At 64.0% G+C, this 20,701-nt stretch carries 18 protein-coding genes; 12 read left to right on the plus strand and 6 right to left on the minus strand.

Translation table 11 applies throughout. The features are described 5' to 3' along the window. Positions 1-20: 20 nt before the first annotated feature. From ACE10W_RS15105 to ACE10W_RS15150, 10 genes are all read left to right on the plus strand, one after another. On the plus strand, positions 21-845 hold the full coding sequence (locus ACE10W_RS15105; RefSeq protein WP_011086476.1) for a flagellin: 825 nt from the start codon (positions 21-23) through the stop codon (positions 843-845). 73 nt (positions 846-918) lie between these two features. Beyond that, complete coding sequence (fliD, locus tag ACE10W_RS15110) at positions 919-2,607, plus strand: flagellar filament capping protein FliD (RefSeq protein WP_038966212.1); 1,689 nt, start codon at positions 919-921, stop codon at positions 2,605-2,607. 21 nt (positions 2,608-2,628) lie between these two features. Beyond that, a complete protein-coding gene (fliS, locus tag ACE10W_RS15115) occupies positions 2,629-3,048 on the plus strand; it encodes a flagellar export chaperone FliS (RefSeq protein ID WP_038966213.1) in 420 nt (139 codons plus the stop codon). 175 nt (positions 3,049-3,223) lie between these two features. Then, complete coding sequence (locus ACE10W_RS15120) at positions 3,224-3,496, plus strand: hypothetical protein (protein WP_028170776.1); 273 nt, start codon at positions 3,224-3,226, stop codon at positions 3,494-3,496. A 214-nt stretch (positions 3,497-3,710) separates the two neighbouring features. Then, positions 3,711-4,379: a flagellar hook assembly protein FlgD gene (locus ACE10W_RS15125; RefSeq protein ID WP_028170777.1), complete on the plus strand. Its 669-nt coding sequence runs from the start codon at positions 3,711-3,713 to the stop codon at positions 4,377-4,379. Between the two features lie 19 nt (positions 4,380-4,398). Then, entirely contained in the window at positions 4,399-5,664 is a 1,266-nt protein-coding gene (flgE, locus tag ACE10W_RS15130) for a flagellar hook protein FlgE (protein WP_011086481.1), read from the plus strand. A gap of 3 nt (positions 5,665-5,667) precedes the next feature. Then, a complete protein-coding gene (locus ACE10W_RS15135) occupies positions 5,668-5,928 on the plus strand; it encodes a hypothetical protein (protein WP_038966214.1) in 261 nt (86 codons plus the stop codon). A gap of 24 nt (positions 5,929-5,952) precedes the next feature. Continuing rightward, complete coding sequence (locus ACE10W_RS15140; protein ID WP_038966231.1) at positions 5,953-6,411, plus strand: hypothetical protein; 459 nt, start codon at positions 5,953-5,955, stop codon at positions 6,409-6,411. Between the two features lie 21 nt (positions 6,412-6,432). Then, complete coding sequence (gene flgK / locus ACE10W_RS15145) at positions 6,433-8,181, plus strand: flagellar hook-associated protein FlgK (RefSeq protein ID WP_370204076.1); 1,749 nt, start codon at positions 6,433-6,435, stop codon at positions 8,179-8,181. Positions 8,182-8,196: 15 nt separating this feature from the next. After that, a complete protein-coding gene (locus ACE10W_RS15150) occupies positions 8,197-9,105 on the plus strand; it encodes a flagellin (RefSeq protein WP_011086485.1) in 909 nt (302 codons plus the stop codon). Positions 9,106-9,358: 253 nt separating this feature from the next. Here ACE10W_RS15150 and ACE10W_RS15155 read toward each other — a convergent pair whose 3' ends face one another. The 6 genes from ACE10W_RS15155 to ACE10W_RS15180 all read right to left on the minus strand — a co-directional run bounded on the left by ACE10W_RS15155 (position 9,359) and on the right by ACE10W_RS15180 (position 16,828). Continuing rightward, entirely contained in the window at positions 9,359-10,678 is a 1,320-nt protein-coding gene (locus tag ACE10W_RS15155; protein WP_011086486.1) for an ATP-binding protein, read from the minus strand. Next, positions 10,675-11,388 carry a response regulator gene (locus ACE10W_RS15160; RefSeq protein WP_038966216.1) on the minus strand — a complete coding sequence of 238 codons (714 nt, stop codon included), beginning with the start codon at positions 11,386-11,388 and terminating at the stop codon, positions 10,675-10,677. Before ACE10W_RS15160 ends, ACE10W_RS15155 begins: the two co-directional genes overlap by 4 nt. A gap of 100 nt (positions 11,389-11,488) precedes the next feature. Continuing rightward, a complete protein-coding gene (locus tag ACE10W_RS15165; protein WP_011086488.1) occupies positions 11,489-13,450 on the minus strand; it encodes a MacB family efflux pump subunit in 1,962 nt (653 codons plus the stop codon). Position 13,451: 1 nt separating this feature from the next. Continuing rightward, positions 13,452-14,684: an efflux RND transporter periplasmic adaptor subunit gene (locus tag ACE10W_RS15170; RefSeq protein WP_011086489.1), complete on the minus strand. Its 1,233-nt coding sequence runs from the start codon at positions 14,682-14,684 to the stop codon at positions 13,452-13,454. Then, positions 14,681-16,210 (minus strand): efflux transporter outer membrane subunit, encoded by a 1,530-nt coding sequence (locus tag ACE10W_RS15175; protein ID WP_338076404.1) that lies wholly within the window; start codon positions 16,208-16,210, stop codon positions 14,681-14,683. Before ACE10W_RS15175 ends, ACE10W_RS15170 begins: the two co-directional genes overlap by 4 nt. A 252-nt stretch (positions 16,211-16,462) precedes the next feature. Then, entirely contained in the window at positions 16,463-16,828 is a 366-nt protein-coding gene (locus tag ACE10W_RS15180) for a hypothetical protein (RefSeq protein ID WP_011086492.1), read from the minus strand. Positions 16,829-17,123: 295 nt separating this feature from the next. Here ACE10W_RS15180 and bamA point away from each other — a divergent pair, with 295 nt between their 5' ends. After that, a complete protein-coding gene (gene bamA, locus ACE10W_RS15185; RefSeq protein WP_304552412.1) occupies positions 17,124-19,637 on the plus strand; it encodes an outer membrane protein assembly factor BamA in 2,514 nt (837 codons plus the stop codon). Between the two features lie 743 nt (positions 19,638-20,380). Further along, complete coding sequence (locus ACE10W_RS15190) at positions 20,381-20,596, plus strand: hypothetical protein (protein ID WP_161535439.1); 216 nt, start codon at positions 20,381-20,383, stop codon at positions 20,594-20,596. Positions 20,597-20,701: the final 105 nt, after the last annotated feature.

The following is a 20,701-nucleotide window of genomic DNA, read 5'->3' on the forward strand; positions in this document are numbered from 1 at the left end:
CATCAGCACAGGAGCTTCCAATGCCCGCAATCAACACCAATACCGCCGCCAATGCCGCGGTCCGCTATCTCAACGTCAATTCCGCGCAGGAAACCAGCTCGCTCTCAAAACTGTCGAGCGGCTCGCGCATCACATCCGCCTCCGACGACGCCGCCGGTCTGGCGATCTCCACGCGCATCTCGTCCGACGTCACCACGCTGCAGCAGGCGGCAACCAACGCCTCGCAGGCGACGGCGATCCTGCAGACCGCGGACGGCGGCGCCTCCAACATCTCCGACATTCTCGCGCGCATGAAGTCGCTGGCCTCCGAATCCGCCTCGGGCACCACGACTGATTCCAGCCGCGCCTACATCAACTCGGAATTCTCGCAGCTCACCAGCGAAATCGATTCGATCGCCAGCGGCACCCGCTATTCCAGCCAGAGCCTGCTCGACGGCTCCAGCGTGTTTGCTTCCGGCGTCTCTGTCCTGGTCGGTTCGTCCGGCTCCGATACCATCACCATCACGCTGTCGAGCCTGACGGCTTCCTCGCTCAGCGTCACCTCGCTCGACGTCAGCACCCAGTCGGGCGCGACCTCGGCGCTGACCACGCTGGACACCGCCATCGACACCGTCTCGGCCGCGCGCGCCAGCATCGGCGCCCAGGAGTCGCGCTTCAATTTCAGCGCCGACTCGATCTCGACGCAGACCCAGAACCTGCAGAACGCCAACTCCGCGATCAAGGACGTCGACATCGCGGCCGAGCAGTCGAAGCTGTCGTCGGCCGAGGTAAAGACCCAGGCTGCTGTGTCGGCGCTGGCGGCCGCGAACCAGATGCCGCAGTACCTGCTCAAGCTGCTCGGCTAAGCGTTCGCGTTGATCATGATCTGACCGGGCCGGCAAGAGGCCGGCCCGGCACCTTCCAGGGATCGCCAGGCACGTGACCAGCGTCAGTTCGAGCACCAGCAGCACCAGCACGACCAGCTCGGGGGTCTCGATCACCACGAGCGGCACGACCAATTCGAGCAGCGTCGACTGGTCGGCGCTGATCCAGTCCGCCGTTGACGCCAAGACGGCGCAGGCGACGACGATCTCGACGTCGATCACCAGCAACCAAGCCAAGATCTCGGCCTATCAGACGCTGCAGAGCGACCTGAAGACGCTGTATTCCGGGCTGGCATCGCTCGCGACGTCGGTGGTCAATTCACTCGCCACCAACGCTTTCTCGACCCGTTCCGCAAGCATCAGCTCAACCGGCGACGCCAGCGCATCGTCGACGCTGTCCATGAGCATCAAGAGCGGGGCCGCCACTGGCGACCATACGCTGACCATCAGCCAGCTCGCGGTCGCGCACAAGGTGGTGGGCACCTCGCAGTCGAGCCAGACCGCCGAGCTCGGCTATTCCGGCACCTTCTCGCTCGGCCTCGCGGGCGGTTCGACATCCGATATCACGGTGACCAGCACGATGTCGCTGCAGGACGTCGTCGATGCCGTCAATGCCCAGACCTCGACGACCAATGTGCAGGCCTCGATCGTCCAGGTGTCGAGCGGCTCCTATGAGATGGTGCTGACGGGCACGGCGGACGCCGCCGACATCACCTATTCCAGCACGTCAGGCGACGATATCCTCAGCAAGCTGGGCGTAACCGACAGCTCAGGGGCCTTCACCGACGTGCTCCAGGCGGCGCAGTCGGCCGAATTCACCCTCGACGGCATCGCGATGACCCGCGACACCAACGACATTTCCGACGTGCTGACCGGGGTCACCTTCAACCTGCTCCAGGCCACGCCGGACGGGACGTCGCTGAACGTCAGCATCGAGACCGACACCAGCCAGATCCAGTCGGCGCTCGAGACCTTCGTCACCAACTACAATGCGTTTCGTGACGAGGTCATCGCCCAGCAGGCGACGGGCACTGACGGCACGGCATCCTCGAGTGCAGTGCTGTTCGGCGACGGCACCATGCGCAACATCATGGACGCGCTTCAGAACAGCCTGAACAGCACCGTCCGCGGACTGACGATGGCCGATCTCGGCCTGTCGTTCAACGAGAACAACGAGCTCGAGCTCGACACCTCGACACTGTCGGATGTCCTGAGCACCAATCTGAGCGGCGTGACAAAGCTGCTGTCGGCGCAGACCACGACGTCGTCTAGCCAGCTCAGCGTCGTCAACACCGGGACGTCGCCGCAATCCTTCACCCTGGATCTGACGGTGGATTCCGACGGCAATCTCACCTCGGCCTCGGTCGGCGGCGATTCCTCGCTATTCACGGTCAGCGGCACCTCGATCATCGGCGCGTCCGGATCGATCTATGCTGGCATGGCCTTCACCTATAGCGGCTCGACCTCGCAGTCGATCACGGTGACGTCGACGTCAGGTCTCGCCACGCAGCTCTATCAGCTCGCGAAGAACTATTCCTCGTCGAGCGGTGCGTTGCAAACCCTGATCACCAATCTGACGACACGCGACGACGATCTGCAGCAGAAGGTCGACGACATCAACAGCGCGGCGTCGACGCTGCAGTCCCAGCTCCAGACCCAATATGCGAAGTATCAGGCGGCGATCGAGAGCTCCAACAGCACGCTGACCTATCTGAAGGCGCTGCTGAACTCGTCGAGCAATTGATAGCGTGGAACCGAGTGAGTGATGATGCATAACCAGATGGCGTACTTGGCCAACCAGGCCTATCGGGGAGCGGCGACCACGGTGCCGCCGCTGAAGGCGGTGTCGATGCTGCTCGGCGGGGCCGCCACCTTCCTGCAGAAGGCACTCGTGGCCCAGGAGTCGCGGCGCTTCGAGGAAGGACATGAGCACCTGATGAAGGCGACCGCCATCCTGCGCGGGCTCAGCCACAATCTCGATTTCACCAATGGCCGGGACGTCGCCGAGCGGCTCTACCAGACCTACAACGCGCTCATCCTGGCGAGCCTGAGGGCCTATGGTCGGCCGGACGCCCGCGAGAGCTTTCGGCGGATCATCGCCGGCCTGGCCGAGATGCGCGAGGCGTGGGAATTCGTCGATGCGGCGAGCCGGGGCGGCAAGGCCGATTCGGCTCCGTCACGGTAGCGGCCGGGCGGTTTCATAGATCCCGTGAATAACCGGGGGCGAGGGGGTCCGGGCGGCTGTTTTCGCGGCCGTTCCGGCCGTGCTGGCGCGGCTTGGCGCGGATCACAGCGCGAATTCGGTTTCCGGCGCGCAAGCAATGCTTTATGACGGGCTTGGCGAGGCGGATATCCGGACGATGGACGTCACCGAGTTTGAGGATCTGATCGATCGGCTGGGCGAGGACGTCTCGCGCTGGCCCGACGATCGCCGCCTGTCCGCCGAACAGTTGCTGTCCCGGTCCGCTGAAGCGCAGGCCCTGCTCGCGCAGGCGCAGGCACTCCGCGCGGCGCTGGCCGCGCCGCCGGTGCGCGCGCCGGCGGGGCTCGCCGACCGCATCGTTGCCGCGGCGACCAAGCGCGGCACGGATGCCACCGAGGCGCTTACCGAGGGCGAGACGGCGAGGGGCTGATCGCTCGCGTCGTCGCATCGGCATCGAGATCGTCCCACAGTTCTTCATCTCTGCCTGACGTCTTCACACGGCAGATTTTGCCGAGTCGAACAGTGATCGCGCGTGTGCAAATCCGCGCCTGAATTCCCGTCCGGTCCCGTTTCATCTGCACAGAGATCAGCGCGCAACTGCTCCGTAATGCGAGCGCGCCGGTCGCCTAGAACCGGGGTGTGCGATGACCGTTTCCGCGACGAGTTCCGTCTCAACTGCAACGACGACGACATCATCGTCGTCGAGCTCGTCTTCCGCGTCGTCGTTGACGTCGAGCGACTTCCTGAGCCTGCTCGTCAGCGAGCTGCAAAACCAGGATCCGCTGAACGCGACTTCGACGACCGACTTCATCAATCAGCTCACCTCCTACGCGAATTTCACGTCGCAGCAGTCGATCAACAGCAATCTGACGTCGCTGGCGAGCTCATTCTCCAGCCTCGTGACGCTGAATTCGGTCAACTACATCGGCCACACCGTCGAGGCCAAGACCGATACGGCGTCGCTGAGCAATGGCTCCGCGACGTTCGGTTACTCGCTGTCCTCTGCAGCCTCGAACGTCTCGATCAGCGTCAAGGATTCCTCGGGCAACACGGTGTGGACCGGCACCGGCACCGGCAACTCCGGATCCAACAGCTTCACCTGGGACGGCAAGGACTCCAGCGGCAACCAGCTCTCGGACGGCGGCCAGTACACGATCTCGGTCAACGCGACCGATAGCGCCGGCAACTCCGTCCTCAACTACACGACCGTCACCGGCACGGTGACCGGCATCGACACCTCGACCTCGACGCCGTCGCTCACGGTCGGCGGCGTCTCCGTCAGCGCCGCCAACATCATCGGCGTCACGTCCTGATCTCATCCGGAGTTTTATCATGAGTCTCACCGGCGCACTTTCCTCGGCGATCTCGGCGCTCAGCGCGCAGAGCCAGTCGCTGTCGATGATCTCGGACAACATCGCCAACTCCGACACCACCGGTTACAAGACGACGTCGGCGATGTTCGACGCGCTCGTCACCGCGTCGAGCAACGCGACCTCCTACGCCTCGGGCGGCGTCACCGTCTCCGGCCGCGCCAACATCACCCAGCAGGGTCTGCTTGCAGCGACCTCGAACGCCACCGACGTCGCGATCCAGGGCAGCGGATTCTTCGCGGTGTCGAATTCCACGTCCGGCGGCACGATCTCCTATACCCGCAACGGTGCGTTCACCATCAACAATGCGGGCTATCTGGAGAACAACGGCAACTATCTCGAAGGCTGGCGCACGGACGCCGACGGCAACGTCGTCGGCAATGAATCGGCGAGCAACCTCACGGCCATCAACACGCAGGTCGCGTCCACCAGCGGCAGCGCCACCACCAAGACGACGGTCGCGGCCAATTTGCCGTCGGACGCCGCGACCGGGGACACCTACACCAGCTCGATGACGGTCTACGATTCGCTGGGGGCGGCGAACTCGATGCAGGTCACCTGGACGAAGACCGGCACCAACACCTGGAGCGCGAGCTTTGCCAATCCGACCTCCACGTCGGACACGACGACGGCGACGGGGACGGCCTCGGGCACGATCGCCATCACCTTCAACAGCGACGGCTCGCTCGCCAGCACCAGTCCGAGCCCGGCGACCGTCGTGGTGACCGGCTGGACCGATGGGGCCGCCGACAGCTCGATCACGCTCAATCTCGGCACCGTCGGCAAGACCGATGGATTGACGCAATACGCCTCGGGCGAAACCACGCCCTCCGTCAACGTCACCAGCATCGATTCCGACGGGCTGTCTTACGGCAAGCTCTCCAGTGTCTCGATCGGCAAGGACGGCGTGGTCGATGCCACCTACTCGAACGGCCAGACGATTGCGATCTACAAGATCGCGGTGGCGACCTTCGCCGATCCCAACGGTCTGTCGGCAAGGAGCGACGGCATCTATTCGGCAACCGTGACGTCGGGCAACGCCGCTCTCCAGGCCTCGGGCGAGAACGGCGCGGGCACGATCTACGGCAGCGAGCTGGAATCCTCGACCACAGACACCAGCAGCCAGTTCTCCAGCATGATCTCGGCGCAGCAGGCCTATTCCGCGGCCTCGCAGGTCATCTCGACCGTCAACAAGATGTACGACACGCTGATCTCGGCGATGAGGTAGGTGATGGGCAATGTCAGGGATCATGCCGTTGGTGAGCGGTTACTGCTGCGCCTCAAGCGACTGGTGACGCGCGCCGATGCCGCAGACCGCGCGAAGCCTGGCGGGCTGCTCGCGCTGGTCGACGATATCGAGAGCACGCGCCGCGCTCTGCTGCGCCAATGCGCGGATATCGAGGACGAGATGCGGCGCGCGGCAGCGCGAACCACGGCGATCGGTGCCTATCTCCGCGGCTCCCAGGCGGGCCGCGGCCGGCCGCAGAATTAGAAGAACGATGTGAAGGCAACGAACATGAAACAGGCAGAGCCTACCAGGACCAGTGCCGCCGGCGGCGATATCAGGATCAAGTCGCTGATTGCGCTGATCGACGTCCTGACCACCCTGGTTGCCGAGGAGAATGCGGAGCTCGCCAAGGGCTTGCCCGCCTCGCGCCTGAGGCAGGTGGACGAGAAGAACCGGCTGGCCGAGTTGTTCGAGCGGACGGTCGCCGAATGTGCCGGGGGCAGCACCAGCCTGCACGTTAGGGATATGATCCTGCGCGAGCAATTGATGGAGCGGATCCTGAAGCTGCGTGCCGCGATGGACGAGAACCTGGTGCGGTTGCGCGCGGCGATCGAGGCCAGCAACCGCCGGATCGAGGCGGTGATGCAGGCGATCCGCGAGCAGATTGCGGCGGTGTCGCCCTATGGCGCCTCGGGCCGCGTCGCCGCCGCGCGGACCGTCTCCAGCGGCACCAGCCGGCGCGCCTGACGCAACAAGGAGGCCGCCGCCGTGTCGCTCGATATCACACGACTGATCGCCTTCAGCGGGCTCTCGGCCACGCAGGTCCAGATCAGCGTGACGTCGTCGAACATCTCGAACGCCGACACGACCGGTTACACGACCAAGACCGCGAACCAGACGAGCAGCGTCACCAACGGCGTCGGCACCGGCGTCACGGTGACCGGCATCACCTCGACGGTGGACAAGCTGCTTCTGAAGTCGCTGATCGGCGCAACCTCTGAACTCGGCGCGGCCGACACCAGCAACACCTATCTGACCTCGCTGCAAAAACTCTACGGCTCGACCAGCACCTCGGACAGCTCGTCGACCGGTACATCACTTGCCAATACGCTGGCCGATCTGGAATCGGCGCTGTCGTCGCTCGCGAGCACGCCGAGCAGTGCGTCGCTGCAATCCAACGCGATGAGTGCGCTCAACGATGTGGTGAGCCAGCTCCGGGAGACCTCCAGCGGCATCCAGAAACTCCGCTCCAATGCCGACAAGGACATCGCATCCTCGGTCGACGACGTGAATAAGGATCTGCAGCAGATCGCCAACGTCAACGCCGAGATCAAGCAAGTTGCAGCGTCCGGCCAGTCGACCGCGGATCTCGAAGACCAGCGCAATACCGCGCTGCAGGACGTCGCATCGAAGATGAACGTCAGCTACTTCACGGCGTCGAACGGCGATCTACAGGTTTACACCACCTCCGGCCAGGCGCTGGTCGACAGCAGCGCGCATACGATCAGCTACACGACGGCCGCCAACGTCTCGTCGTCGACGAGTTTCGGCGCGATCTCGGTCAACGGAGTCGACATCACCTCGCAGATTACGAGCGGCGACATCGGCGCGCTCGTCACCTTGCGCGACAAGACCTTGCCGGCCGCGCAATCCCAGCTTGACCAGCTGGCCCAGCAGTTCACTTCCGCGCTGAACAGCGTGTCCAACAGCGCTTCGTCGGTGCCACCGCCAACCAGCCTGACTGGGACCACGGCGGTTGCGAGCACGGACGCGCTCTCGGCGACCGGCACGGTCCACATCGCCGCCACCGACCAGAGCGGCAATCTCGTGTCCTATGCCGATCTCGACCTGTCGTCCTACGCAACGGTTGGCGATCTCGTGACCGCGATCAACGGTATTTCCGGCCTGTCGGCATCGGTCGATTCCAACGGTCATCTGACGATCTCAGCCACCGGTTCCGGCAACGGCGTCGCGATCAACGAGATGACGAGCTTCGTGGGCAGTTCGGGCGAGGGATTGTCTGATTATTTCGGCCTGAACGACATCGTCACAGGAACCAGCGCTGCCGACATTGCGGTCAAGAGCAGCTTTCTCTCAGGCAGCTCCGAGCTGCCGCTCGCCACGCTGGATTCGTCATCGACGTTGACGGTCGGCAGCCGGGTGCTGTCGTCGGGCTCGGCCACCGTGGTCAACAATCTCTACGACACCCTGACGGGCTCGCGGAGCTTTGCATCCGCGGGCGGCCTCGCCGAATCCACCGGCTCCTTCGCCGACTACGCCGCCACGATCGTCTCGGATGTCGCAAGCAAGGCGTCGCAGGCCTCCTCTGCCTATACGGCGAAGGAGACCGCGCAATCGACCTATGCGGATTCGCTTTCCTCGCAGTCGGGCGTGAACCTGGACGAGGAATCGGCGCGGCTGAGCACGCTGCAGAACAAATATTCCGCGGCCTCGGCGCTGATCCAGGCCATCAACACGATGTACTCGGCGCTGCTCAACGCCGTGCAGTCGGGCTGAGGCGGGAGGGTACCGATGGCAATGCGGGTGGCGACCTTCGCGCAGACCAACACCATGATCTCGGATGCGCTGCGCATTCAGTCGGTGATGGCCAACGAGCAGATCCAGGAATCGTCGGGCCAGATCTCGAGCGACTTCGGCGGCTACGGCTCGACTGCTCAGCACGTGGTCAATCTGCAGGTTTCGGTGACGCGGGCGCAATCCTATGTCGACGCCGCGACGCTCGCCGACAGCCGGGTGCAGGTGATGTATTCGGCGGTGGGATCGATGACCGACATGGTCACGCAGTTGCGCTCGCAGCTCAGCGCCGCCTCGACCGGCAGCTCGACCGAGGCGAATTCGGCGATCGCCACCGCGCAGCAATATCTGGAGCAGATGGGGTCGCTGCTGAACACGCAGTATGACGGCCAGTACGTCTTTGCCGGCGGCAAGACCGAGACGGCGCCGGTGGATATCACGAGTTTTGCCACCGGCACGGGCTCCGCCGCCACCGCGGACACCTCCTATTACTCCGGCGACGGCGAAATCGCGTCGGTCCGCGTCTCGGCCGACCAGGCCGTGTCCTATGGCGTCACCGCCGACAATTCGGCGTTCGAGGAGGTGATGCGTGTCCTGAAGTTCGTGGCCAACAGCACCTCGCTGTCGTCCTCCGACATCACCCAGGCGCTCGACCTCGCGAGCACGGCGCTGGACGACACGGTGGCGGTGCAGGCCAGACTCTCCGGTGCGGCCTCGCAGATCGAAACGGCGAGCACGCGGCAGAGCGACTACAAGAGCTTTGCCGAGACGCTGTCGAGCGACCTGACCGGCGTCGACGTTGCCGCGATCACCGCGCAGCTTTCGACCTATCAGTCCCAGCTCACCGCCTCCTATTCCGCGCTCGGAAAGATCCTGAGCATGAATCTCGCGAGCTATCTGAAATAGATGCGTCGCCGTGTGCCCGGTCCAGCGAGCGGGAGCGTGCCCGGCGGCTATTGGTCCCAAGCTAGCGACCAGCGATTCAAGATCATTCAGTAGTTGAAGAGGCGAACGATTTGGCGCCGGGGATAAAACTGTGCTGCTGTGGAGCGAAAAGTTGAACGTAACGAATTGCACATAATTAAAGAAAGCCGAAATCAGCCTCCTGCGCCAACTGAGTGAGCTGAGATCGCGAAAGTGGCGGCAGTATGACAGCTTGTTACTCGTCCGCAGACGCTTGGCATCGGCGTTCAGACAGCACAATAACCACCTTGAGGCCGTGAGGCTGGTTGTCCTGAAGCGACAGGGATCCGCCGTGTGCCTCGACGATACTGCTGGCAATCGACAGTCCGAGCCCGAAGCCGCTGGTCTCGTTCATCGTGCGGGCGTCGTCACCCCGTACGAACGGCTCGAGCATCGCGGCCTTCTTGTCGTCCGGGATTCCAGGACCATCGTCCGAGATCTCGATGGTCGTGACCGCGTTTGCGACGGACAGGGCGACGTTCACTTCGCTGCCAAAGCGAACGGCGTTTCCAATCAGATTGGCGAGCGCCCGCCTGATCTCATCCGGCTTGACCGTGAGCGTGAGCCGCGAGGGGCCGTGGTAATGGACCGCGTGACCGCAGTCCGCAAATTCCTCGCATACCATCTGAACGAGTGCCGCGATGTCCACCAGCGTGGGCCTGGCGCCGCTGCCGCCACGCAGCAGGATGAGAACGGATTCGAGCATCGCCTGCATCTGGTCGAGGTCGCGCAGCGTCTGTGTGCGCTGGGTGTCGTCCTCGATATATTCGGAGCGCAGCCGTAGCCGCGTGATGGGTGTGCGCAGATCGTGGCTGATCGCGGCGAGCATCCGGGTCCGGTCGTTCATTAGCGACGTGATCCGGTTCCGCATCAGGTTCAGTGCCTTCGCCGCCGACCTGATCTCCTCGGGCCCGCTCTCGGGGAGCGGTGCCGAGGACCGGCTCAGGCTGAAGCTCTCGGCTGCCCTGGCAAAGGCCGATAGGGGCGCGCTGAGCGCCCGGCCGGCCCATACCCCGAGCAGCGTAATGCTGATGACCAGGAACAACAGCGTGCTTGCCCAAAGGCCGGTGATAAATCCGGGAATGCTCGGCGTCCTCACTGTCGCATCGAGGACTTCGCCGTCCCCGAGATCGAAGAGGACGCTGTCCTGTTCGGGCGGACGTCGCTGAACGATCTGGACGCGGCCATCGAACGGTGAGGGGATGGCCGTCGTCGGAGTTGCGGACGCGCGAGGCCCGCCCTCCGTCAGTCGAAGTTGCAGGTCAGGAAGGCCGCGACCGATATTCTCAACGAGAACGCGACGTTCGTTTCGCGGCGTCTTGTCGAGAATTCGCACAATCAGCTCGAATTGCTGCAGTGGCTCGTCGGTCAGCAGGCTGGGCTTGGGCCGGCTCACCAGGACATAGCCGGCGATCAGCGCGTGAATCAGCACGAGCGTTGACAGGATCAGCGCGGCGATCTGGCCGCTGATTCGTCGCAGGGTAAAGAGCCTTACGAGCTTGCGGAGCCGGCTCACGCTTCGTCCACCCGCGGCGTGAAAATATAGCCGCCCGTTCTGACGGTCTTGATCATCGAGGTTCCTTCGGTCCTGTCGAGCTTGCCGCGCAATCGGCTCACGAGCACGTCGATGCTGCGCCCGAAGGCGCCGCCCGGCCGCCCGCGCGTCATGTTCAGGAGCGTGTCCCGGCTCAGGATGCGGCCGTGGCGCTCGCAGAAGGATTGCAGCAGGTCGAATTCGGCGCTCGTCAGCGGCACCTGCGCGCCCTCCGGGTCACGCAACTCCCGCATTCGGGAATCGATGATCCAGCCCTCGAATCTCAGGCGGGCCGAGGTCTTTGCCGCGGGCCCCGCCGATCCGCCCAATTGCCGCCGGAGCACGGCGTTGATCCGCGCCAGAAGTTCGCGCGGATTGAACGGCTTTGGCAAATAGTCGTCGGCTCCCATTTCGAGACCGAGGATCCGATCGACGTCGTCGCCCTTGGCGGTCAGAATGATGATGGGCGTCGTGGTATCGACGCGCAGGCGTCGACACAGGCTCAGGCCGTCCTCGCCCGGCAGCATGAGGTCGAGCACGATCAGGTCGACGCGGTTCTGGCTGATGTAGCGGTCCATCTCACGCCCGTTCGCGGCCATGCCGACGTTGAACGAGTTCTCACGCAGATAGCGTGCGACCAGATTTCGTGTCTCTTGGTCGTCTTCGACTATGAGGATGCTCTGGGTGCTCATGGCATGAATGGCGATGTTGCTTGGCGTCGATGCGGGCGGCCGGTCGGTGCCGGAAGACCGCGTTCGAGCCAAACTACCACACGCGGCGAGGGTTTTAAGGTCATTCACGGCTGAGGGCTACCACCGGATCGAAGGATGCGGCGCGCCGCGCCGGGAAATAGCCGAAGAAGATCCCGATCGCCGTCGACGTCAAGAAGGCGGCGCCAATGGAGAAGGTCGAATAGGAGACCTGGAACCCCGGCAGGAGAAGGTTGAGGAGCGCGCCCAGCGCGACTGCGATCAGGATCCCTGCGATCCCGCCGAGCGACGAGATCAGAGTCGCCTCAACGAGGAACTGCTGGAGGATGTCTTCCCGTCTTGCGCCGACGGCCATGCGCACGCCGATCTCGCCGATCCGTTCGGATACGGACACCAGCATGATGTTCATTACACCGATACCCCCGACGACGAGCGAGATGACGGCGATCGCCGCCACGAGGAAGGCGAGGGTCTGCGTCGTGCTGGTGATCGTGCGGCGGATGTCGTCGGTATTGAGGATCACAAAATCCTTGGTGCTGTGGCGCCGCGTGAGCAGCGTGGTGACCGCCTCCTGCGCAAGGTCGGTCGAGACCTCGTCGCTGACGCGCAGCAGGACGCTGCGAAGGGAGCGATCGCCGGTGAACTGGGCCTGCACGGTCGTGTAAGGAAGATAGACGGAGAGGTTCTGGTTGGAGCCAAAACCGCCCTGCTGCTGGGCGATCACGCCGACGACGCGGCATGGCACCTTGCCGACCCAGATCACGCGGCCGATGCCGGCGTTCTGATCGTCGGAGAAGAATGTCCTTCTTGTGTTGTCGTCGATGACGGCCTGACGCTCGATGTTGCGGACGGCGACAGCGTCGAACAGCGCACCCGCCGCGATCTTGGTGCCCTTGACCTGGAAGTAGCTGCGGTCGACGCCGTTCACCAGCACGTTGGATTCGCGGTCGCGGTAGCGCACCGTCGTGCTGGTCGAGACGGTCGGCGTGACGCCGGCGATGAAGGTCTGGCGGTCCAGCGCACGGGCGTCGTCGAGGACCAGCGTCTTGATCTTGCCGGCTCGGGCGTCGCCAAAGTCCTTGCCGGGAAACACCTCGATCGTGTTGGTCCCGAGGTTCGAGATGTCGGACAGCACCTTGTTCTGCGAGGCGTTGCCGAGCGCGACGACGGAGGACACGGCCGCGATGCCGATGATGATGCCGAGCATGGTCAGGAACGAGCGCAGCCGGTGCGCCGCCATCGAGAGTAGGGCCATCCGCAGCGTCTCCCGGAAGCGGAAGGCGAGGCCGGACCAACGGCTGGACCTTGTGTCAGGCTTGTCAGCGGGGAGGGAGGCAGCCGCCGTCGCCACGGCGGCGTCGGTGCGCTTGTCCGAAACAACAAGACCGTCGCGCAACTCGATGACGCGGTTGGCACGCTTGGCGACCTCGGGATCGTGCGTGACGATGATGATCGTCTTTCCCTCGCGATGCAACTCCACCAGGATTTTCAGGACCTCTTCGCCGCTGCGGCGATCGAGTGCACCGGTTGGTTCGTCCGCGAGTACGACCTCGGCCCCGTTCATCAGGGCGCGCGCGATCGAGACCCGCTGCTGCTGGCCGCCGGAGAGCTGGTTGGGCCGATGACCGCGCCGCTCGGCCATGCCGAGCCGGGCCAGCAGGCGTTCGGCCCGCGCCTGCCGTTCGCTCGCGGTATCGCCGGCATAGACCGCGGGGATCTCGACATTTTCGAGCGCCGGCAGTTCGGAGAGCAAATGGTAGCGCTGGAAGATGAAGCCAAAGTGCTCGCGGCGCAGCGCGGCCAAGGCGTCGGCGTCGAGCGCCGCGACGTCCTCGCCGGCGACGCGATAACTGCCGGAGGTCGCGTGATCCAGGCAGCCCAGGATATTCAAGAGTGTCGACTTGCCCGATCCGGAGGAGCCGATGATGGCGACGAGTTCGCCGCGATCGATGTCCAGCGTCACGTCCGCGAGCGCGGCGACCTTGGTGTCGCCGGTCATGAACTCGCGGCAAATGTGGCTGAGCGCCAGAATCGGTTCGGTCATGTCACGATCCCGCTGGCGGGCCACCTTGCGGGAAGCCGCGGGAGGTCGGCCCACTGTTCGACGATTCTCCGGTGATGACGTGCTCGCCCTCGCTGAGGCCGGACTTGACTTCCACGGTGGTGCGATCGTTGAGCCCGATCTTCACATCGCGCTGGCGGACCTCGCCGGATGTGTCCAGCACGCGAACGGTGTTACGGCCGTCAGGCTGCCGCGTCAGCGCCAGCGCGGGGATCGTCTTGGTGCGCTTGGACTCGCCGATGACGATATGGACCTCCGCGGTCATATAGGTGCGCAGCCGCAATTCGCGGTTCGGCACCTTGAACACGCCGATATAGTAGATGGCGGTGCTGGTGGAACTCGACGACGACGAGCTCGACGTCGAACTCGTCGAGCTGGAGGAGAAGCTCGAATCGCTCTTGATCGATTCCGGCGCCGGCTCGATCTGCTCCAGTGTGGCCTCGTAGCGGTGGTCCTGGTCGCCGAGGATGGTGAAATACACCGCCTGTCCCGGCTGCACCTTGACGATGTCGGCCTCCGAGATCTCCGTGCGCACGGTCATGGTCTCGAGCTGGCCGAGCACGACGATGGTCGGTGCCGACTGCACCGCGTTGACGGTCTGTCCTTCCTGAGCCACGGCGGCAAGAACCGTTCCGTTGATCGGGGCGGTGATACGGGTGTAGTCGAGATTGACCCTGGCGGTCTCGACCGCCGCCTGGGCGCCCGCGATCAGCGCCTCCAGCGCCGCGATCTGCGCGCGGGTCTGCTTCGCGGTGGCGTCGGCGTTGTCGTAATCGCTGCGGGAGGTCGCGCGCTGCGCAAGGGTGGCCTGCTGGCGCGCCAGATTGGCCTCGGCCAGGACCAGCGTCGCTTCCTTCTCGACCTTCTGGGCGCGATAATTGTTCAGCGAGGCCTCCGAATTGCGAAGGTCGTTCTGCTTGGTGACGGGGTCGATCTGGGCGATGACGTCGCCCGCCTTCACGGTATCGCCGACGCGCACGTTCAGGGACGTGATGCGACCGGACACCTGGGCGCCGACCGCCGTGAGCCGCAGAGGTTTCAGCGTTCCGCTGCCGAGCACTTCCTCCCGCAGGTCGCTGACCGTCACCGGTGCGGTGATATACGCCGTCGTCTTCGCCGATCCGCTGCGGAAATGCACGGCGGCGGCGACGCCGATCGCGGTGAGGAGGCACGCCAGCACGAGCCATGTTCGCGATCCCCTGGCAAGGATGTTCATCGCAGGGCCTCCCGGGCGTGCGGCCCCGTATTGGCGTCGACGATCAGCGGCGTCGCGGCATCGACCGGATCGACCCACCCGCCGCCGAGCGCCTTGGCCAGCGTGACATAGTACTTGGCGATGGCGACCTGGCTTTGGATCAGCGAGTCTTCGGCCGAATAGAGCGAGCGTTCGGCGTCAAGCACATCCAAAAAGTTCGACGATCCGGTCTCGAATAGCGAGCGCGAGAGCCGTGCGGCCTCACGATAGTTTTTCGCCGCTTCCGCTAGCTTGCCGGCGCGTGCCTTCTCGCGCGAGAGCGCCACCAGCGCATTCTCGACGTCTTCGAGCGCGGACAGCAGGGTCGAATGGAAGGTGGCAAAGGCCTGGTCCCGCTGCGCCTCGGCGATCCTGACGGTCGCGTAGCGCTTACCGGCGTCGAACACCGGCACGGTGATGGAGGGGCCGACCGACCAGCTCACGCTGGAATATTTGGCGAGGTCGCCGGCGCGAATCGCCGATGTCCCCACCGATCCCGTCAGCGAGATGCTGGGATAGCGGTCGGCTTCGGCGGCGCCGATTTTTGCGGTGGCCTGCGCAAGCTTGCGTTCGGCGCTCGCGACGTCCGACCGGTTGGTCAGGAGATCAGCGGGAACTCCCGTCGGTAGCGGCATGCGCGGCGCGGGGACCGGCGCCGATTTTGCGAAGAGGCCCGATACTGCAGTCGGAGCGCGGCCGAGCAGGATGCCGAGGCGATGCGTATCGGCGGCGAGGGCCGCCTCGTAGGTCGGAATGTTGGCTTCCGTGCTGGCCGCCTGGGCCGAGGCTTTGGCGAGATCGACGGCGGTGGCGCTGCCGGCCTCGTATTTCGTGCGCGTTAAACGCTCGGTGTCGCGCTGCGAAGCGGCCGTTCGCCTCGCGAGCGCGATGCGCGCCTGATAGCCGCGTGCATCGACATAGTAGGCGGCGACGTCGCCGAGCAGGGTGACGAGGCTATATCTCAGCTCGTCTTCGGCCGACTGTTCGGAGCGAATCGCGGCCTCGATGTTGCGCTGTGTGCCGCCGAACAAATCGAGCTCCCAGCTCGCGTCGAAGCCGGCCTGGTACAGGGTGTAGGGGGAGGTTCCGATGTCGACGCCGGTCGAGCCGGCGCTGCTGCTCTTGTTGTCAGTCATCGAACCCGACCCGGTGACCGACGGAAACAGGCCCGCTGCTGCCTGCGCAACGGTGGCGCGCGCCTCGCGCACCGTAGCCTTTGCTTTCGCGACGCTCGGATTTGCCTCCACGGCTTCGTCGATGAGCCGGGTTAGCAGCGAATCGCGCAAACGCAGCCACCACCGTCCGAGGTCGCCCGTCGTCTTGGTACGCGGAGGCGCGTTGGTCCATTGGGTCGGCAATGTCAGGTGAGGCGGCCCCATATAGTCCGGCCCGACAGCGCAGCCGGCGAGCAGGCTCGAGGCGATCAGGGCGACGCATAGGCGGTTCGTCGACGAGAAGGTGCGCTCGGGGCACGCGCCCTGTTGATGCCGCTCCTTCTTCGAGGGCAAGTCTGCTGCGGTCGGCTGAAATGGCATCGAAACGGTTGGAGTCCATGTCGTTTGTATGCGGACAGAAATCGAACCGCATCTCGGCCCTCGAAGAGCGAGCCCGGCCTGTCGCCGAGCCGGAATAGGGGCCAGTAGCATGGGCACTATGGCGTTTCAGCAGACGGAATGTTGCTGAATGTAAACAGCGGTTGCAGTTTGTACGGACCGAAGTGAAGCGCACTTTGGCGTCGCCGGCTCCTGCTGAATCGCCGTCTAGAACGGAAATCCCGACGAGAGACCGCCCATGTCGGAAGCAGGGTAGAGCGGCTGCCGATCGAGGGGACGGTTGTTGTTCTGTCGGGCAAACGAAGTGCCGGGAGGAAAGGCGTAGTCGGTGAACTTGCGCTCGCCGGGAAGCACCTCGGTCCCGCCATCCAGCCAGGATCTCTTGGTGACATAGATGCGCGTGTGCGGGCTGGCCTGGTACGAACGGTTGGGCCCGCGAGGACCATAGGCGTAGACATCGGCATTCTCCCGCTGCTTTCGCCCGGCCGCCGCCGCGCCATCGATTGCGATGAGCGATGCGATCAGTGCAGCGAATAGGACCGAAACTGTTCTTGGGCGCGCGATCGAGATCACGTCTGTCTCTCCGGAATTGACGAAGCCTTCGCGGCCTCTCGCACCGGCCAGAGGCCAAGTAAATCGCTCACTTGTTGCGGGACGTTGCCCGTTCGAGCCGATGGGCAAAGCGCGAAGGCGCGCTTCGCAGAGGTTGCTGCCGCAGAAGTTCGATTGAGTGCTGTCTTGCGGGCTGTTCGGGCGGGTCTATGCCGGCGATGAATTCAAATCGTCAGCAACGATCGAGCAACTTTCGAGCCACACCACCGCCACAGCGGTTTCGTCTCAGGGCGATGAGTTGCTTGTGAGGTGTGGAATGAAGGTTTGGCAGAACGGGGTGATTGCAGTAGTGATCTGCGGGATCACGGTTGCGGCCTCCATTGTCGTGGTGGGGTCGCCGACAGACGCGGTCGCTCAGGTGTCGCAGGGCATCGTCGTCGAAGGTAACCGCCGCGTGGAAGCGGAGACCGTTCGTTCCTATTTCAGGAGCGGTCCGGACGGGCGGCTCGACCAGGCGGCCATCGACGACGGCCTGAAGGCGCTGATCGGCACGCGGCTGTTCCAGGACGTCAAGATCAGGCGCGCCGGCGCGCAGGTCGTGGTCTCGGTGGTGGAGAACGCGGTCATCGGCCGCGTCGCTTTCGAAGGCAACAGGAAGATCAAGGACGAGCAGTTATCCGCGGAGGTGCAATCCAAGCCGCGCGGCGCCTTCTCGCGTGCGATCGTGCAGTCGGACACGCTGCGCATCGCCGAGATCTATCGACGCTCCGGCCGTTACGACGTGCACGTGACGCCCGAAATCGTCGAGCAGCCGAACAACCGCGTCGATCTCGTTTTTACGATCGCGGAGGGCGCCAAGACCGGCGTCAAGTCGATCGATTTCATCGGCAATGTCGGCTATTCGGCGGCACGGCTGCGCGACGTCATCAAGACGCATGAGGGCAATCTGCTGAGCTTCTTGGGCAACAACGACGTCTACGATCCGGACCGGATTGAGGCCGACCGCGATCTGATCCGTCGCTTCTATTTGAAGAACGGCTTCGCCGATGCGCAGGTCGTTGCCGCGCTTACCGAGTATGATCCCGGGCGCAAGGGTTTTCTCGTGACCTTCAAGATCGAGGAAGGCCAGCAATATCGCGTCGGATCCGTCGATTTTCGCTCGACCGTGCCGGGTTTCGATCCGGCCGCGTTGCGCAGCTATTCGCGGGTCAATGCGGGTTCACTCTACAATGTCGAACTGGTCGAGAAGTCGGTCGAGGATATGCAGATCGAGGCGTCGCGCAGAGGCTTTGCCTTTGCCGTCGTGCGTCCGACCGGCGACCGCAACTTCGAGGCCCAAACAGTGTCCGTTGTCTTCTCCATCGACGAAGGGCCGCGCACCTACATCGAGCGGATCAACGTTCGCGGCAACACCCGCACGCGCGACTATGTCATCCGCCGCGAATTCGACCTCTCCGAGGGCGATGCCTACAACCGCGCGCTGGTCGACCGTGCTGAACGGCGGCTGAAAAACCTCGACTTCTTCAAGTCGGTCAAGATCACCACGGAGCCGGGCTCTTCCAGCGACCGCGTGATCCTGATCGTCGATCTCGAGGAGAAGTCAACCGGCGATTTCTCGATCTCGGGCGGTTACTCGACCTCCGACGGCGCGCTGGCGGAGGTCAGCATCTCCGAACGTAACCTTTTCGGGCGCGGGCTCTACGGAAAGGCGTCGGTGACCTACGGCCAATATTCCCGGGGCGTGACGCTCTCCTTCGTCGAGCCCTATTTGCTCGAGCAAAGGATCGCGCTTGGGCTCGACTTGTCCTATCGCCAGCAAAAGGCGAACAGCTACACCAGTTACGGCGTGACCACGCTGGGGCTCTCGCCGCGCGTTGGCCTCGCCTTGCGCGAGGATACGTCGCTGCAGTTGCGCTACTCGCTCTACCAGCAGCGCATCGAGCTTTCGAGCGCCTACAACAACTGCAACAACAATGCGTCGAATGCCTCGCTGGCCTACAATCCGACGCCCGCCTACATCAAGAACGTGCTTGGCGGCGTTGATCCCGTCTATTCCAGCGACTCCTCGTATTACGGCTACGGCTGCTATGGCGACGGCGAGTCGTCGTTGCCCGTGCGCAAGGAGTTGTCGGACGGCGCGTCCTCGACATCGGCCGTCGGCTACACGCTGACTTACAATACGCTCGACAACAACAAGAACCCGACGGACGGACTGCTGATCGACTGGCGGCAGGATTTTGCTGGAGTCGGCGGCAATGTCAGCTACCTCAAGACCGCCGTTGACGGAAAATACTACGCGCCGCTGGTGGCTGAGATCGTCGGGCTCCTGCATCTGCAGGGCGGGGTGCTCAACAAAGTCGGCGACAAGGATCTCCGCATGCTGGATCACTTCCAGATGGGTCCGAACCTCGTCCGCGGCTTCGCGTCCAATGGCATCGGCCCGCGCGACATCTCCTACGCCAGTTTCGGTGCGACCGGCGATGCGCTCGGCGGAACGAAATACTGGGGTGCATCGGCCGAACTGCAAATGCCGTTCTGGTTCCTGCCGAAGGAGGTGGGGCTGAAGGGCGCGGTCTATGCCGATGCGGGCTCGCTTTGGGATTATCAGGGGCCGACGTCCTGGAGCGCCACGGGCGAGGTCAATTCGGCGGCGTGTCCCACCTGCGGGCTGCAATACGACGACAGCAAGGTCATCAGAAGCTCCGTCGGCGTCGGGTTGATCTGGCAATCGCCCTTCGGTCCGCTGCGCTTCGACTACGCCATCCCGCTGACCAAGGGAAAATACGACACCGTCCAGCAGTTCAGATTCGGGGGAGGGACGTCGTTCTAAGCTGCAACATCGTCGCGTTCGGCCGGGCTTCGGCTGGGCAAATGTTTCTGTACTTGCGAAAGCATTGCGCGATGTTTCCCGAGAGGTGTGGACGCTTGAGAGCACGAAGGCTTGTGGCAATCTGCGGCGGAAGTCGCGAGGAGTGACGACATGCGTAGACTGACCTTGGCATTGATGATCGCGTTCTGCGCGGCGAGCGGCGTTTCGGCCCAACCGTTCCCGCCGCCGCCTCCGCCGCCTGGCCCGCCCGGCTTCGGATCGCCGCCGCCTCCACCGCCGCCAAGGCCCATGCGCCTGCGTTGCGTGGCATTTCCTCCCGGTCCTCCGGGACCACCTCCGATCGTTTGCCGCGCTCCTCCGGCGCCTCCCGGTGCGCCGTGCGCATGCCGCGGCCCGCTCGGCCCGATACCGGGCGTGGTCAGGTAGACTTGCTGCTGCGCCGTCTCTCCCTGCTTGGCCAAAGATTGCCGGTGGCCGGGGAGACAGGTACCGTATGCGCAAACGATGCCGGCCTCTCTGACGGTGTGCAGCTTGCCATCCTCAAAGCGCTGCTCCGAGGTCGTAGCACTCGAACGCGAAGCGCACGCCGTGCTCCTGGCCCAGCCGCTTCATGATGGTCTCGATGTTGACGAAGGAGTTCTCGAAATAGGAATTCTTGCCGCCGTCGAGGAACGGCCTCTCCCAGTTGAACTTGTAGCGCTGATTTCGCCATATTCGACGAGCTTGCAGACGATGAGCAGACGATGCTCATTGGCAAGCATGCGCATCAGGGCGGCCACCCCCTTTGCCTGCCTTTCGAGTTCGTTCGTATTCATTCGGCGCATAACGGTGTTTCATTAGCATTAGCGTGCCAGCGGTCAAATATCGGGGCGAAAATCCGGGTTTGGCCGGTCAATGAATGGCCCGCGATTGAATGGGCGCAGCATATGCATGCGATTTATACTCACATCGCTGAATGAGTATAACCGAAGCCATCGCTCTCCAGGATCTCTGACATACGCCATTCGGGTGACGTGTGCACTCCCGCTCCCGCGCACGCGACGTGTGCACTGATAATCCGAAGA

Source organism: Bradyrhizobium sp. B025, from assembly GCF_042257955.1.
GTDB lineage: Bacteria > Pseudomonadota > Alphaproteobacteria > Rhizobiales > Xanthobacteraceae > Bradyrhizobium > Bradyrhizobium diazoefficiens.

What these genes read in the sequence shown, in the direction of transcription:
- ACE10W_RS15105 (WP_011086476.1), top strand. Translation starts at nt 21, where the DNA reads ATGCCCGCAATCAACACCAATACCGCCGCCAATGCCGCGGTCCGCTAT.
- fliS (WP_038966213.1), top strand. Translation starts at nt 2,629, where the DNA reads ATGATGCATAACCAGATGGCGTACTTGGCCAACCAGGCCTATCGGGGA.
- ACE10W_RS15120 (WP_028170776.1), top strand. Translation starts at nt 3,224, where the DNA reads ATGGACGTCACCGAGTTTGAGGATCTGATCGATCGGCTGGGCGAGGAC.
- ACE10W_RS15125 (WP_028170777.1), top strand. Translation starts at nt 3,711, where the DNA reads ATGACCGTTTCCGCGACGAGTTCCGTCTCAACTGCAACGACGACGACA.
- flgE (WP_011086481.1), top strand. Translation starts at nt 4,399, where the DNA reads ATGAGTCTCACCGGCGCACTTTCCTCGGCGATCTCGGCGCTCAGCGCG.
- ACE10W_RS15135 (WP_038966214.1), top strand. Translation starts at nt 5,668, where the DNA reads ATGGGCAATGTCAGGGATCATGCCGTTGGTGAGCGGTTACTGCTGCGC.
- ACE10W_RS15140 (WP_038966231.1), top strand. Translation starts at nt 5,953, where the DNA reads ATGAAACAGGCAGAGCCTACCAGGACCAGTGCCGCCGGCGGCGATATC.
- ACE10W_RS15150 (WP_011086485.1), top strand. Translation starts at nt 8,197, where the DNA reads ATGGCAATGCGGGTGGCGACCTTCGCGCAGACCAACACCATGATCTCG.
- ACE10W_RS15160 (WP_038966216.1), bottom strand. Translation starts at nt 11,388, where the DNA reads ATGAGCACCCAGAGCATCCTCATAGTCGAAGACGACCAAGAGACACGA.
- ACE10W_RS15165 (WP_011086488.1), bottom strand. Translation starts at nt 13,450, where the DNA reads ATGACCGAACCGATTCTGGCGCTCAGCCACATTTGCCGCGAGTTCATG.
- ACE10W_RS15170 (WP_011086489.1), bottom strand. Translation starts at nt 14,684, where the DNA reads ATGAACATCCTTGCCAGGGGATCGCGAACATGGCTCGTGCTGGCGTGC.
- bamA (WP_304552412.1), top strand. Translation starts at nt 17,124, where the DNA reads ATGAAGGTTTGGCAGAACGGGGTGATTGCAGTAGTGATCTGCGGGATC.
- ACE10W_RS15190 (WP_161535439.1), top strand. Translation starts at nt 20,381, where the DNA reads ATGCTCATTGGCAAGCATGCGCATCAGGGCGGCCACCCCCTTTGCCTG.